The following is a 14,138-nucleotide window of genomic DNA, read 5'->3' as shown; positions in this document are numbered from 1 at the left end:
CCCCAATTCTGGATCTGGCACAGACTTCGTGATTGACCGGTTCGGGATGCGAAGTGGCGGTTGGTAGTTCATCATGTCGCGGGTGTTCTGATCTTGGACCGATGAGGGTCCTGTTCCCGCATCTGGACGGTCTGCGGATCGAGGTGATCCGTGTGGCGGGTTCGACAGTGTGGATCGAGGTCGCTACCAGTGAGGATCCGGTGGGCTGTCCCGGTTGTGGGACGCTGTCGGTCCGGGTCCACAGTCGGTATAAGCGGCGGTTGTCGGACACCTCGATCACCGGCCGCGAGGTTGTGATCGGGTTGCGGGTGCGCGGGCTGTTCTGCGACAACTTCGATTGCGGCAAAACAACTTTCGCTGAGCAAGTGCCGCAGCTCGCGGCCCGGCACGCCCGCCGCACACTGATTTTGCAGCGTGCGTTGTGCGCTGTTGCGCTGGCATTGGGCGGCCGCGCGGGAGCGCGGCTGACCCGGAAGCTGGCTGCGACGGTGAGCCGGATGACGTTGTTGCGCCAGATCCGGGCGCTGCCCGATCCCCAGCACCCGATCCCGCGGGTGCTGGGCGTCGACGACTTCGCCCTGCGCCGTGGGCACAACTACGGCACGATCCTGATCGCCATGCAGACCCGCCGCCCGGTCGAGGTTCTCGACGACCGGACCGCCGACACCCTCGCGGCCTGGTTGCGGGCCCACCCGGGTGTGGAGATCGTCTGCCGCGACTGCGCCGGCGCCTACGCCGAGGGCGCCACGGAGGGAGCGCCGGACGCGATGCAGGTCGCCGATCGCTGGCACATCTGGCACAACCTGGGTGAAGCAGTCGAACGCACCGTGGCACGCCACCGCGCCAGCCTCGCTGCCGCGATCACCGATCCCGAATCACCGCACCGGCCCGACATCGCCGAGGTTGTCGCCGACACACACTGTGGGCCGGTCGCGCCACACCAACGGCAGGATCGCACCGCGGTGCGCACCCGCCAGCGCTGGGCCGAGGTCCATGCGCTGCTGGCTCAGGGCACGACCATCCGCGCGATCAGCCGCGAGCTCGGGCTGGCCCGCGGCACCGCCCGCCGCTTCGCCCGCGCCGAATCAGCCGACGAACTTCTGGTCAACGACCGCACCGGATACCGCGTCAGCGTGCTCGACGCATACAAACCGCACCTGCATCAGCGGTGGAAGGAGGGCTGCACCAACGCGACCAAGCTGTTCGAAGAAATCACCGCCCGCGGCTACCGGGGCAGCGAGAGGATGGTGCGCACTTATCTGCGGCCCTTCCGCGCCCTCACCCACAGCCCGTCCCCGCCACGCTAAACCACACCAACGGTCCGCAAGGTCGTCGGCTGGATCATGACCAACCCCGCCACCCTCGCTGAGGAGTGCCGGGCAAGCCTTGACGCTATCCTGGCCGCGAGCCCGGCATTGGCCGCTCTGGCCGGGCACGTCCGCGCGTTCGCCGAGATCATGGGCGAGCGGCGCGGTCGAGATCTCGAACGGTGGATGACCGCCGTCGACGCCGACGACAAGCCCGCGCTGCACTCGTTCGTCCGAGGCCTGCGCCGCGACCAGGACGCGGTCATTGCTGGCCTGACCACGCCCTGGAGCAGCGGAACCGTCGAGGGCCACGTCAACCGCATCATTCTGTGGAATCTGAAATGTCAAGTTAGTGAGGTTTTTCCGTGGCGGACTCCGACGATCGGGAGTTGGATGGCGCCTGCTGCGCCGACCTGACGGGGCGGCGGGCCTGCCGGTGTGGGGACGTCGGCGAGACGCGACAGCAGTCTGTCGAGCGCGGTCTGGCCGACTTCGACGGCGGCTTGCTGAATGCGCTGTGTGTTGTACCAGCCATCGATGTAGGCGAACAGGGCGTTCTCGGCCTCGTCGCGGGTGCGCCAGGTTCTCCGGTAGACCAGTTCGGTCTTGAGGGTGGAGAAGAAGTTCTCCATCAGGGCATTGTCGTAGCTGTCGCCGACCGAGCCCATCGATTGAGCGATTCCGTTGTCTGCCAACCGATTAGCGAACCGGATAGCGGTGTAGGTCGACCCGCGGTCGCTGTGGTGAATCAGCTGGCCGTCACGGATTTCCCGACTCCAGACCGCGTATTCCATCGAACCGAGCACCAACTCGGTGTCGCAGCGGTCGGAGGTCTTCCACTCGACGATCCGGTTGGAGAACGCATCACGCACCGCAGCCAGCCAGAACGCGCCCTGACCGCACGGGACGCGGGTGGCATCGGCCACCCACAACCGGTTCGGTTCGGCGGCGGTGAAGTTGCGTTCGACCAGATCCGGTGCGGGCCTGGCCCGCGGATCCTGCCGCGTCGAACCGAGCCGCCACTTCTTACGCAGGAAAGCGCCCTGCAACTGCGCGGCGCGCATCAACCGTTCCACCCGTTTGCGGCCGACCCGAATCCCTTTGCGCCGCAACATCGCATGCACTCTCGGTGACCCGTAGGTGCCGCCGGAACTGGTGTGGATATCGACGATCTCGCCCAGCAGTTTCTCGTCTTCAACCTTGCGGTCTGCTGGCTGTTGCGCGCGTTTTCGCCACTCGTAGTAGGTCGAGGATGCGATGCCCAAGACCCGTAGAAGGAGCTCGACCGGGTGCTGGCTGTTCTGTTCGATGAACCGCATGATCACCGCCGGGTCGGGCCGAGCTCCGAGGCGAAATACGCACTCGCAGAACGCAATATGTCGTTGACCCGCTCCAACTCCGCGACCCGTTTCTTCAACGCGCGGTTCTCGGCCAGCATGTCGGTAGTCGGTTTGTCGTCACGTTCGCCGGCGTCGGCCTCGGCTTGGCGGATCCACAGCCGCAATGCCTCGTGATGCACCCCGAGCTGAGCGGCCAGCTTCCGGATCGTCGGCTTGGGATCGGACTCCCGATACAGCCGCACGGCCCGGGTCTTCAACTCGTCGGGGTACTTCTTCGGTGCTGCCACGAATGACTCCTTCCGGTCCTATCGGACCACAGTCAGAGCCCTCCGAGAAAGCGGGGGAACCTCAGTCACCGACTTTCATCCGATCCAGCGCAGCGATCCAGGTTGCGCAGGTCTGGCGGGTCCAGTCGGCGGGATCGACGGCTTCGGGGTGTTCGGCTTGTAGCCATCGACCGACTCGCAGCAGTGTGGAACGGATGCTGCCGCGAACGCGGGGAGTCAGCGTCGAGGTGTCGTGCCAGCGTTCGACCCAGCGAGCCCAATCTGGCGCTCCGCCGGTGGCGCGGGGCGCGTGCTGGCCCGTCCGTTGTTGCGGCGGATCGCAGAAACCCAGCTCGGCGACGGCCCGCTGCATGGCATATAGGGGTGTTGCCCCGCGCCGCGGGCAGCAACCGCTCACGCCGAATTCATTCGAACAGCTCTGTGCTCGAGTCCTCGAGATGCGGGCTGCGGTTGAGCAGCAACACTTGGCAGGCGACCGTCGGCAGCAGCGTGTCCTCGGCGCGGCCCAACTGGTAGCCCCAGCCAGCCAGCACCGAGCGGATCCGCCCGATCTCGGTGTCGACCAGGTCGCGGCCGAAGATGTTCCAGGCCAGGGCAAGTCGGCTGAAACTGCCCAGCCGGTAGAACGCGGTGAAGCCTCCGAGCAGGAATGCGTGCGCGGCCAGATAGGGGCGCACGGCGTCATCAGCCCAAGGCGGCATCGCCGTGCGGAACTCGTGCAGGTCCGCGCCGATGAGCGCGGCCCATTCCTCGTCGGTCCACGACCAGTAGGCGCGGCCGGTCTGCGCGCAGTGCAACAAAACCACCGCAGTCGCGTCGAGCATCGCCCGCCGACGGTGGGATGTCACTGGCACCTGCAGTGCGGCAGCAGCATCGTCGAGCGGCCGCAACAGCCGACGGATCTGCCTCCATCCTCTCGCGGCGGGATCATGGCGGGCTAGCCGACGCAGGTTTGTCGAGCCCGAGTTCGGCGATCGCACCCTTCTCCGGGCCTCGCAGCGCGGGTGTCGTGTTGTAACGGCCCAGGTCGATCGGTGACTGCCACCGTCGATGGTTGTCGGGCCGGTCGGCTGCCGCGGCGGCGGTCACTGGGCCACCACCGAATGGCCGGTGCCGGTCAGGGCTGCGATGCGCAACGCGTGGATGTGCTGCATCCCGCGGGCGAGTTTGTCGGCGAGATCCCGGCCCGACAGGTGGATATAGCGCAGCGTCGAGTCCGTGTGCCGGTGTCCGGCGAAAGCCGCGATCGCGTGCACCTCCCATCCCATCCGCGCCAGGTCCGTCAAGCACAGATGCCGGGTCGTATGCGTCGAGAACTGCGGCACTTCGGCATCAATTGCGATGCACCGCACCACTTTCGACCACATCCACAAGCTCAGCGGCTGCCCATGGTTGCGACGCGATTCCGACAGAAACAGCGGCCTGCGGGCCCGGCTGATCCCGGACCGGTGAACCAGATACTGCGACAACAGCACCCCGGTCGATGCGGAATACGGCACCACGCGCTCCAGCCGGTTCTTCGTCGTCTCCGCCCGCACCCGCAGCGTGGATGGGCCGGGTCGATGTCGTCGGTACGCAGCGAGCACAACTCCTCCCGCCGCAACGCGGCGTCGTAGGCCAACGCCAACATCACACGATTGCGGATCGGCTCGCGCCGGGCCACCTCCAGCAACCGCAGCCACTGCTCCTCGCTGGGGATCCACGGCAGTTTCACCACCCGCGGGACCAAACCTCGCTGCGTGCCACCGGCCCGCCGACCCGGGGTTAACCGGCCGCGGCCCACCGGATTCGTTTCCCGCAGCCCCTCCTCCATCAAGAAGTCGTAGAACAAGCGCACCGGCACCAGCCGCTGCTGCATCGTGGCGTTCGCCAGTCCCGCACCGGAATCGATGGACACCACGTTGTTGCCGCGGCGATGCGGGCGAGAAGTCAACTCCCGCAGAAACATTGCGATGTGGGCGCGGTTCGCGGTCACCGGATCGACACGCTCCCGCTCACACATCAGCAAGTACTCTGCCAGCCCCCGGCCATAAGCGTCGATCGTGCGCGGCGCCCGACCGACATCAACCCAGATGCCCAGCCATACCGCCGCCTGCTCGTGCCGGCCCAGCACCGGCCACTTCTCCCTCAGCACCACAGTGCCGCCCAAGCCCGCCTCCCAAGTCCGTGGTCACCCGGGGAGACATGATCACCGCCCGGGCCAGATTCCACGTAACTTTTAAGATGCTCAAACGGCAGATGTTCGGACGAGCGAAAACCGACCTACTCAGGAATCGAATCCTGTTGAGCGAGTGAACAACCGGCAGGCATATCACCAAATTTGTGCCAGATCCAGTTTTCACGTTCCGCCGACATCTGAATGGTCTCCTCGGCGAACCTCGCGTGGGCTTTGGCGCCCGGTCTGCTCGCGTCGGACATAACGTACACGATGTCACCGTCAGAGGTCCGGACGGATTGGAGGGAGATGTAACGTCGTTAACGTCAATGAGCCTGCGACTGGCTCGGCGATTACCCCGTGATGCCCCAGGTCCCAACGCACGAGGACCTGGGGCATCTGCGTTGCTTATCCTCCCCTATAGATGCCTGTGCTGGTCGTAGTGGGATTGTGGTTTCGTATGTCATCCCGATCGTGACGGGCGCTTGTTCCTACTTGGCCACGGGCTAGCCAGTTTTCCTTGCTTCTGGAGGGACTTGATCCAGTCCTGGGCGATGTGATGCGGCACATCGTAGTGCCGAGCCACTTTGGCGACGCTGCCGAGTCGCCAATAGGCCACACCGAAATCAGCTGGAACATCCGGGGTTTGAGATCGAGGGAGTCGCGGCTGCTCTTGAGCAACCGGGCTGGGAATCGACGGAGCTTGTGTCGCTTCCGCAGTGTGACGGGCAGATCTTACGGGATTCCAATCGTTGGGGCTGGCGTCGGCTGTCGGTTCTACCGATGTCGATCTCGGCGGCTGTGCACCCGAGAGGAGAGTGATCGTATTGACTAAGAGTGGAAAGTCGACCTGCGCCAGTGCTTCTGGAACGAATCCGCCGCTGCTAGCTTCCACGCGCACTTCGGTCATTCGCGCACCGGCGGCATCGATCTCGACCGTCGCGGTGGCGAGAGGAATCCCGTTCTGACCATTAGAAATCGTAATCGTGTAGACGTCAGTCATCTTGCCGGTTCCATTCGCAGTGGCAGTCTAATTGTTGTCCGTCGAGCCGGCTTCGGGGGGACTCTCGAGTTTGCGCAACCGACCTATCCAACCTTGCGCGGTATGTCGCGGAACTCCGTAGTGCCGCGCAACGGCTGTAACGGTGCCCAGTCGCTGGTAACTGTCGCGCAGCTCGCTCGTATCAGGCATCTTCCGGTACGCTCTGGTCGCGGCAGTGTGCCCTGTCCGTGGTGGCTCCGGTACCGTGTCGAATTGCGTTACCAGTTCGGCTGCGCCCTTATCCACAGGGGCCGACGGAGTCTGTTCTGCTGGGTGCTGTTCAGTCGTAGCTGGAAGGACGGCAGCGCGTACAGGTGCCAGGCTTTGCGGTGGGAACCTGGCGGCGAGTGCAGTGACGATCGCAGCTATATTGATGCGGGGAACATTCAGGGATGTCAAGCCGCTTTGGGACGTTGAGTTGATAGCGATTGCGGTCACTCGCGGTTCCGGAGGCGTGACATCCACACGAATGGTTAGCTGTGAGTTATCAGCGATCATATCGCCGTCCTGTGTAACATCGGAGGTGATGACAATGGTGTAGCTACTCATTCGTGTTTTGTTCCTTGTGATGGCTAACTGTAGGGCCTGAGTGCTTTCCGCACGATAGCATCGGCGGGTCACACGAAGCCGCCGGAGGATGGAACAAGCCGTTTTGGGAACGAAGGTTCATGTCGAAGAGCTCACAAGAACCTTGCGTTCTGCGTCGCGTCGGGCAGAGCATTCGTCGGGAACGAAACCTAAGCGGCAGAAGGAGTTCGGCTTCGGTTTGCCTGGTCAACACGGCCACTTCGCGAGGTAAACATGTTGGTCACAAGGAGCCACCGGCCCCTACGTCCTTCTGGGGGAGCTGTTCCGGTTCCAGCGTCCAAGACGGCATCCTGCGAGACCAGTTGGTAGGTCTCTCAGCCCTTGCATGATCGCTGGCGCCGCCTGCGTACCTTACACGGTACGTTCGATTATCTGCAGGCGACGCCAGCTCAGCCGTGCCTCTCTCCGGACTGAATTAAGATTCTCTGCAGCCGATCGAGGTCGGGTGGATCAGTTGCGCTCGCGAGCTAGGCGAGGAACCCCACCAAGGACGCGACCTTCGCCTCGTCGGACACAAGAAAATTAGGCCTGTCCAAAGGTGAGAGCGACGTTGTGACCACCGAATCCGAACGAGTTGTTAATGGCGTAGTCAATGCGACCGCGGCGGGGTTCACCCTTGACGATGTCGAGGTCGACTTGGGGGTCCTGGTGCTCAAGGTTCAGTGTCGGCGGAATCATTTCATCGCGGATGCTGAGTACTGTCAGAACGGATTCGAGAGCGCCAACCGCACCGATTGAATGTCCCAGCGCGGACTTCGGTGCATACACCGATGGATGGTTGCCGACCGCTGTACGAATCGCCCTAGCTTCCGCGATGTCGCCGATCGGCGTGGCCGTCGCATGCGCATTGACGTGGGTGATATCGGCGCTGGTCAATCCGGCTGTCTCTATGGCCCGAGCCATCGCGCGCGCCGCACCGGCACCCTCCGGATCCGGTGCAACGAGGTGAAAACCATCAGATGTGATGCCAACTCCGAGCAATCGAGCAAGGATCGTGGCACCGCGCGCCTTTGCGTGTTCCTCGGTTTCGAGGACCATGAGGGCCCCTGCTTCGCCGAACACGAAACCGTCCCGGTCCTTGTCGAACGGACGCGACGCGGCTTTCGGATCGTCGTTGCGGGTGCTCATCGCGCGCATCATCGAGAACGCAGCGATCGGTACCGCAGTGATCTGTCCCTCGACCCCGCCAGCTACGACGATGTCCGCGTCACCCCACACGATCATTTGCCATGCCTTAGCGATGGCTTCCGAGCCGGACGAGCATGCCGACACCGGAGTAACGACTCCAGCGCGCGCGCCCAACTCCAGCCCGACTACAGCTGACGGTCCATTGGGCATGATCATCTGCACGGCGAGCGGCGACACCTTGCGGTAGCCGCCGTCCTTCAGTGCTTCTCGAGTGTCAATGATGGCGTCGACGCCGCCGATGCCAGTGCCGATTGCGACTGCGAGGCGCTCCTTATCGACGTCGGGGCTGCCTGCGTTCTTCCAGACCTCTCGGCCGAGCACGGTAGCCATCCGCTCGATGTAGGCCAGTCGGCGCATTTCAACACGTGTCAGCAGGGACTCGGGCTTCACCTTCAACTGGCCACCGACGCGGACAGGCAAATCGAACTCGTCGACGAACGGCTCATCGAGCACGTCAATACCGCTCGCGCCGTTGAGTAGGCCCTTCCACGTGGCGTCGATATCTCCCGCGATCGACGTGGTCGCGGCGACTGCCGTAACGACCACACTCGGGAAGTTTCCATTTTTGATGGAAGCAATGTTCACGGTAGGATCACTGGTCTTTCGCATCGGGAGTAGCGGCTTCGAACTTCGCTTTGAGCTGGTCAGCTAGCTCTGTGTTCTCCAAGGCCAGCCTTCGGTAGTTGACTCCGTTGTGGACGATACGCGAGATCGTGAGATCCTTGTCGGGGATCTTGACGCGGATTCCCCTCCTGGTTTGAACGGCGATCTCGACGAGGGACAGCGGGTCCGTGTCCAGGGGGTCAACGACCGACCTCAACATGGTTACGTCGGAGGGTTCAGCGCCGGTTCCCTCTTCGGCGATGCCCGCAAGTTCGGCGATGATCTCTTCCCGGCTGGTGGGCGAAGGCACATGGTTCCTTTCATCCGGTTTCATCGTAGTCTGTCGATGGATCGACGCCGCGCCGCCACGCGGCAACACGTTCCGGTCCGCCTCTAGGCAACACGATCCGTCGCAGATCTGCAGATGTCGACTGTGGATGAAGCTTCGGTCTAGTTCTTGTTTGAGTCGAACAAATCCTCTCTTACGCAAGCGGATTCGAGGGAGCGAGACCGGAAAACCGTTGTCTTGACATCGGGCAACGTCGATGGCAAGGGCCGATCGTATCGCAAGTTCCAGTCTCACCCTGCCATATGGTGGGCGATGGTTGGCCTGTCTGGCGGCGATGCCGTTACCAAAAGACCTCGAGGTGGCGATCTTCCAACGAGCCTGGTCGGTGGTCAGGCATGGGGCGCATCGTGATCAAGCAGGGTCGCGGCGTGTCGTGATGAGAGCACTCGCGAGCCGTTTGAAACGTGGGTACATCGAACTACGTGCTGTGTGAGGTGGATCGAACGAGTCGGCGGATCGGTGTATGCACGATCAACCCATGCGGTGTGCTGGCGCTGGTGCCGAGACCGGGAAAGGCGCGCACTGTTGCGCCGCGCCTCACGGAGGAAGTGAGCAAAGCCTGCTGTGCGCATAGGCTAGGTGGCACCGCAACTCGGCAAATGGTTCGGTGCGCCCATAGTCGGGTTGCGTCGAGGACGCATGCATATTCGTCTACAAAGCAGCTCACAGTATGCGCTGGCCGGTCAAGTCAGCTCTTGTCAGCGATGCCGTACCGGAGAGGGATCCTGTCAGGGAGGGGTCGCAGCCTGCCAGGCCGGCCTCGAGCCCAGCAACGGCTGGTTCATGCGTCGGCTCGCCAGCTGTCAGACCTACAGGCCTGAACTTAGACGAAGTTTAGAGGCCAGGGCTAACTTAAGTCGCATGCTCAATGTCAAAGCAGTCCGAGACGAATTCATGGCTAAAACAATGGGTCGTGCCTATGCTCGAACCGTTGATAACGAAGAAGCCGCCGCCCGCGCTGGCCAGCTGATCTTTGAGACCGATGTCAATGTGATCTATCGCGCCATGGACGTGGTTGCCGAGATGCCCGATGGATCGCAGATCCTCGACGTGCCTTGTGGCGGCGGTGTCACACTAAAACGGTTGCGGCCGGAACAGCAGGTCCGGTATGTGGCCTGCGATATTTCCCCGATTATGATGGACGGCGCTAGGCGCATAGCGCGCGAGGCTGGCCTGTCGATTGAGTTCGTTGAAGGTGACGTCGAGAACCTGCCATTTGGTAACGCCGAGTTCGATCTCTGCGTAACGTTCAACGGACTGCACTGCTTTCCGCATCCACCCGTCGCGATCGCTGAGCTGGCTCGCTGCCTGAAGCCAGGTGGCAGGCTCGTCGGTAATTTTGCGGCGCGTGGCCAGTCGTGGCGCACGGACACGTGGTCGGCATTCGCGCGTCTGACTGGTGGGTTCGGCCCGTCCGGAACCCTCGAGGATCTCCGTCGGTGGCTAGGGGACGCCGGCCTGACGATAGATGAAATTGAGTGCTCTGGCGGAATGGTCATCTTTCGAGCGACGCGCCCTAAGCCGTAAACACTGTTCATGCAGTACGCGGAAAGTGTCTGTCTTGCTATGAAGGGGCTGTTCGAGCCCGCGGATACCTCTATCTGGCATGCCAAGGGGCGTATGCTGGGCGATATTGCAAATGACTGGGGTTTATCCCTAGTGTTGCCTCTCGACCAGCGCATCCCATCCGCGTGGGTCCGTGTATGCCCCGCGATATGACCGACCGTCGGCGTCTCCCGTAAAGAAATGGTCGGCGACACCGACGGTCGTGTCCTATTTTCAGCGATGCGGCATGTGCCCAACGGAATCCGAATACTCTGGAGTGAACCTATGACATTGAAACGATTCGCTGCAACTGTCGAGATCAACGCGCCGATCGATTGCGTGTGGAACGTAATCGCTGATGTCGAGTCGGTCCCTGAATGGCAAGCGCGCCTGACATCGGTTACGGCACTTGAACGTGACAGCTGTGGGCGCGCAACGTTGTGTGATATGGAGGCACACGCAGTCGGTAAGACTTTCAAGGGTCATGCGGTCTTCTCGTACGAACAGCCGACACGGGTGAGCTGGCGTCAGACGAAAGGGGGAATGAAAGTCTTGACAGGTAAATTTGAGCTCGCGGCACTGGCCGATGGGCGAACCGCAGCTACGTTTGCGCTCGATGCAATTCTCGAAGGGATCCTCAAAATTGTTGTTCGAGGGCCGATCGAACGCGCCGTGATTGCGATGTTCATACGTCCGCGCGTTCGAGATCTTAAGGCTCGGGTGGAGCAACTCAGTGGGTCGGATGCCCGAGAGCGCAGTGCCTAACCGGTATTTTGTAGGAGCTGCCAGGCTTTGTTGCCTACGTCCGATTTGCCTGCGCAGTAGGGCGACGAGGGGTGCAAGCGACGGACAGGGGCGCTTTCGTCGTGAGCCCGCCCGGGGACCGGCCGATCGCGTGATCGGTCGGCTCATAGCTCGCTCTCCGGGCCGCGCGTCGTGTCGTTGCCACAGGATATGTTCGCGCCGTGTTGATGCACCCGCATGATCGAGGAACCACCGACACAGCCCAAATCCAGATTCGCGGTCGCATCAGCGAGCGCGGTCAGTTCGGACTGCCCCCAGCTTCGTTATGCTGCTGCGACAGCACAAAGGTGCAGGTCTTCCACCTCCACTCGGTTACATGGCGCCTCGTGGCGCTCCAAGTCTCCTTCTCAATGACCGGCCACCGCCCGCTCGTTGACCTCTTCGGGCCGGTTGGCGATCAATGTTTCGGTGGTGACATGCGCCCACGCCTTCTGTCCGGCGCGTGCCCGCGGCACTCGCAGCGCGCGGCCCCGGCGCAGGCATCCGACGAGCGAACGTTCCAGCCCACCGCGAGATTCGACGTATAAAGCCTGGTAGATCGCCTCGTGGCTCAAGCGCATCGATTCGTCGTCAGGGAATTGGACCTTCAGTCGGTTCGAGATCTGTTCAGGACTCCATGCACTCACCCATGCTCGATCACCCCGGTGGGGCTTGTTGCGTCCTTTCCACTCCGGACCGACCGGACCAGCCACGACACGTCCGTCTGCGGACCGAATGACCCTGGAAAGCTTGTCCTGCACATATTCACGCAACCGATCGTTGCCGACCAGCTTGGCGATCTTCGGACGCCTGGCTCGGCGTTCGGCATGCCACTGCGCAGTCGATGCCCGGTAGTCCAGCCAGTACGAACGAGTCGAGGCGTTGCGACGCAACTCGCGCGAGATCGTCGACGGACTACGACCGAGCCGGCGAGCGATCTCACGGACTCCCTCGCCTCGGGCACGTAACAACGCGATGTCCTCCCGCTCGATCGCAGACAGATAGCGGCCCGAAACAGTTTGAGGTAGGCGAGGATTCACGCCGCCAGCATGCCGGAACCACCGGAAACCCACCGGCGAGGACACCCCAGCCTCCACCGCCGCATCCTCGGTCATCACCCCACGCGCGATCGCCGCCCAGAACCGGACTCGATCCTCACGCCACGCCACCGACGGCCGCCCCGGGGACGACATCTGCCCCCGAAACTCACGAACCGCCAACTGCCGCTTCCCGACCACAGACACCTCCGACATCAGGGTGTTGCGACGATCAGTTGAATACGGCCAATACGCATCAGTGAAATTCATTGAATCACTTGCACTGCAAGGGCTCTCGGCATCGATAGGTTCGGTTGGCGTTGCCTATGACAGCGCCCTCGCCGAATCGATCATCGGTCTGTTCGAAACCGAGGTCGTCAACCGGCACGGCCCGTTCAAGACACTCACCGAGGTCGAGTTCGCGCTCATGGAGTGGTGCGACTGGTACAACAACGCCCGTCTGCATTCCCGGCTCGACTACCAGACCCCCGCCGAATACGAAGCCGCGTACTACTCTCAACAACCACCACGCCGACCGGCGCTGGTCTGACACCGAAGCCGGTCCCTTACCCGTGATACCTCTGTATTTGTCAAGCCGCTTCGGCAGAGTTGGCAAGTGAGGTTGCGACGGTGCGTCTTTCGTCTCGGATCATGGTTCGCCAGCACAGGCCGGCCAGGCGCCGTTTGAGGCAGCGTTTCGCCTCTTTCGGTGACTTGCCCTCGGCGACCTTCTTGTCGTAGTAGATGCGCCCAGCGCTGCCACGCATGCGGATTTGGATCATCGCGATGGTGTGTAAGGCGGAGTTCAGTTCTCGGTCGCCATAACGTGACAGCCGATGACGAGTCGAGTCTGCGCTTGCGATTTCGACAGGCGCGGTGCCGGTGTAGTTGGCGTAGGCGGGCGCGGTTGCGAAGCGGGTGGCGCGGCGGGTGCGGCCGATGAGTCGGGCAGCCATCACCGGCCCGATCCCAGGAATTTCGCGCAGCGTGGTGCCGTGCGCGTCCAGTAGTTCGTCCATCGCCGCGGCGTTCTCGGCGAGCTGGGCGTCGTAGCGTTTGATGTCGGCAACCAGATCCCTTGCCAGGGATTTGCGGACTCGATCGGTGGCGGTGACCGGACGCAAACCGCGCAGGACCATCGCGGCTTTCGGTGCGGTCAAATCCGTGAGCACACCGCCAGGCAATAACTCGCGCAACAGGGCGTGCAGCTGGTTGACTGATCGAGTCCTGTTGGTGGACAGGTTCTTTCGCCGTTCATCGAGTAGTCCGAGAGCATTGGCATGGGTTTCGGCATGAACCGGTCGGGCATCGCCCTGCAGCGCCGCGACACTCGCCGCCGCTGCGGCGTCGATGCGGTCGTTCTTGCGTCGTCCACCGCGGGAGAGCTGCCGCACCCGCGCCGTCGCGGCCGGCGCCACATCCACGACGACCTCGTCCATCGCGACCAGCCACATCGCCAGGTGATGGCCCAGGCCCTCGGCGTTCTCCACCGCCCAACTGCGTTCGGCCCACTGCCGTGCCCACGCCAGCAGCTTGCGATATCCGGCATAACTCGCCTCGATACGCACCGATCCGCAATCGGCATTCGTCGCCGGATCAACAGCTGTGGCGGTGTGGGTGGACTTGTGCGGATCGACGCCGATCAGCATCATCAGGTTCGGTTCCTCGTCGTCTTGTCGGATGGGGAATCCACGGCCGACATGTCGACTTCAAGAACCTCTCACAGCAGCTTGTCGTCATACCTCTGTCGAGTCAGACCGTGAACGGAGACCGGACGGGACGACACATCACGGGCAAGTCAACCGCAAGGGCGACAGACGGTTCACGAGTCAGCCCGCCCGGTCTCCTGCGGCACGTTACGGGGTAGCTGATCCCGACCACGAGCCGCTGCAACCAGATAAGTCGACGGTTCAA

At 62.8% G+C, this 14,138-nt stretch carries 14 protein-coding genes and 1 pseudogene; 5 read left to right on the top strand and 10 right to left on the bottom strand.

Going from position 1 to position 14,138, the window contains the following annotated elements:
* Positions 1–101: 101 nt before the first annotated feature.
* A complete protein-coding gene (locus NAM01S_RS32065) occupies positions 102–1,307 on the top strand; it encodes an ISL3 family transposase (protein ID WP_067792743.1) in 1,206 nt (401 codons plus the stop codon).
* A gap of 36 nt (positions 1,308–1,343) precedes the next feature.
* The gene (locus tag NAM01S_RS36250) at positions 1,344–1,724 is read left to right on the top strand and encodes a transposase (protein WP_218018491.1); all 381 of its coding nucleotides are present in this window, start codon (positions 1,344–1,346) and stop codon (positions 1,722–1,724) included.
* Here the strand turns inward: NAM01S_RS36250 and NAM01S_RS32060 are convergent.
* The 8 genes from NAM01S_RS32060 to NAM01S_RS32030 form a co-directional block, all read right to left on the bottom strand.
* Positions 1,652–2,626 (bottom strand): IS3 family transposase, encoded by a 975-nt coding sequence (locus NAM01S_RS32060; RefSeq protein ID WP_084483480.1) that lies wholly within the window; start codon positions 2,624–2,626, stop codon positions 1,652–1,654. The two genes, NAM01S_RS36250 and NAM01S_RS32060, sit on opposite strands and share 73 nt — an antisense overlap.
* A gap of 2 nt (positions 2,627–2,628) precedes the next feature.
* A complete protein-coding gene (locus tag NAM01S_RS32055; RefSeq protein ID WP_067792739.1) occupies positions 2,629–2,934 on the bottom strand; it encodes a transposase in 306 nt (101 codons plus the stop codon).
* A gap of 61 nt (positions 2,935–2,995) precedes the next feature.
* Positions 2,996–3,286, bottom strand: a complete 291-nt coding sequence (locus NAM01S_RS36010) for a hypothetical protein (protein ID WP_067792736.1) — start codon at positions 3,284–3,286, stop codon at positions 2,996–2,998.
* Positions 3,287–3,338: 52 nt separating this feature from the next.
* A complete protein-coding gene (locus NAM01S_RS32045) occupies positions 3,339–3,824 on the bottom strand; it encodes a hypothetical protein (RefSeq protein WP_157108009.1) in 486 nt (161 codons plus the stop codon).
* A gap of 195 nt (positions 3,825–4,019) precedes the next feature.
* A complete protein-coding gene (locus tag NAM01S_RS37450) occupies positions 4,020–4,433 on the bottom strand; it encodes a tyrosine-type recombinase/integrase (protein WP_253799540.1) in 414 nt (137 codons plus the stop codon).
* 1,119 nt (positions 4,434–5,552) lie between these two features.
* Positions 5,553–6,092: a hypothetical protein gene (locus tag NAM01S_RS35505; RefSeq protein WP_157108008.1), complete on the bottom strand. Its 540-nt coding sequence runs from the start codon at positions 6,090–6,092 to the stop codon at positions 5,553–5,555.
* 1,149 nt (positions 6,093–7,241) lie between these two features.
* Positions 7,242–8,492, bottom strand: coding sequence for a KasA/KasB family beta-ketoacyl-ACP synthase (locus NAM01S_RS32035; RefSeq protein WP_253799542.1), 1,251 nt, complete (start codon positions 8,490–8,492; stop codon positions 7,242–7,244).
* A gap of 7 nt (positions 8,493–8,499) precedes the next feature.
* The gene (locus NAM01S_RS32030) at positions 8,500–8,820 is read right to left on the bottom strand and encodes an acyl carrier protein (RefSeq protein ID WP_253799544.1); all 321 of its coding nucleotides are present in this window, start codon (positions 8,818–8,820) and stop codon (positions 8,500–8,502) included.
* 900 nt (positions 8,821–9,720) lie between these two features.
* Between NAM01S_RS32030 and NAM01S_RS32025 the strand changes: the two genes are divergently transcribed.
* Entirely contained in the window at positions 9,721–10,386 is a 666-nt protein-coding gene (locus NAM01S_RS32025) for a class I SAM-dependent methyltransferase (protein WP_067792725.1), read from the top strand.
* Between the two features lie 303 nt (positions 10,387–10,689).
* Complete coding sequence (locus NAM01S_RS34505) at positions 10,690–11,169, top strand: type II toxin-antitoxin system RatA family toxin (RefSeq protein ID WP_169810933.1); 480 nt, start codon at positions 10,690–10,692, stop codon at positions 11,167–11,169.
* A 389-nt stretch (positions 11,170–11,558) separates the two neighbouring features.
* On the opposite strand, the pseudogene NAM01S_RS32020 reads toward NAM01S_RS34505, so the two are convergent.
* A pseudogene (locus tag NAM01S_RS32020) lies at positions 11,559–12,440 on the bottom strand (transposase); the annotation flags it as partial.
* Positions 12,441–12,483: 43 nt separating this feature from the next.
* Here NAM01S_RS32020 and NAM01S_RS32015 point away from each other — a divergent pair.
* Positions 12,484–12,774 (top strand): integrase core domain-containing protein, encoded by a 291-nt coding sequence (locus NAM01S_RS32015; RefSeq protein WP_169810932.1) that lies wholly within the window; start codon positions 12,484–12,486, stop codon positions 12,772–12,774.
* Positions 12,775–12,814: 40 nt separating this feature from the next.
* On the opposite strand, the gene NAM01S_RS32010 is transcribed toward NAM01S_RS32015, so the two are convergent.
* Positions 12,815–13,876 carry an IS110 family RNA-guided transposase gene (locus NAM01S_RS32010; protein ID WP_067792720.1) on the bottom strand — a complete coding sequence of 354 codons (1,062 nt, stop codon included), beginning with the start codon at positions 13,874–13,876 and terminating at the stop codon, positions 12,815–12,817.
* Positions 13,877–14,138: the final 262 nt, after the last annotated feature.

The sequence above is a fragment of the Nocardia amikacinitolerans NBRC 108937 genome, from assembly GCF_001612615.1.
In the GTDB taxonomy this organism is placed as follows: domain Bacteria; phylum Actinomycetota; class Actinomycetes; order Mycobacteriales; family Mycobacteriaceae; genus Nocardia; species Nocardia amikacinitolerans.
This window is presented reverse-complemented; position numbering and strand designations above follow the sequence as displayed.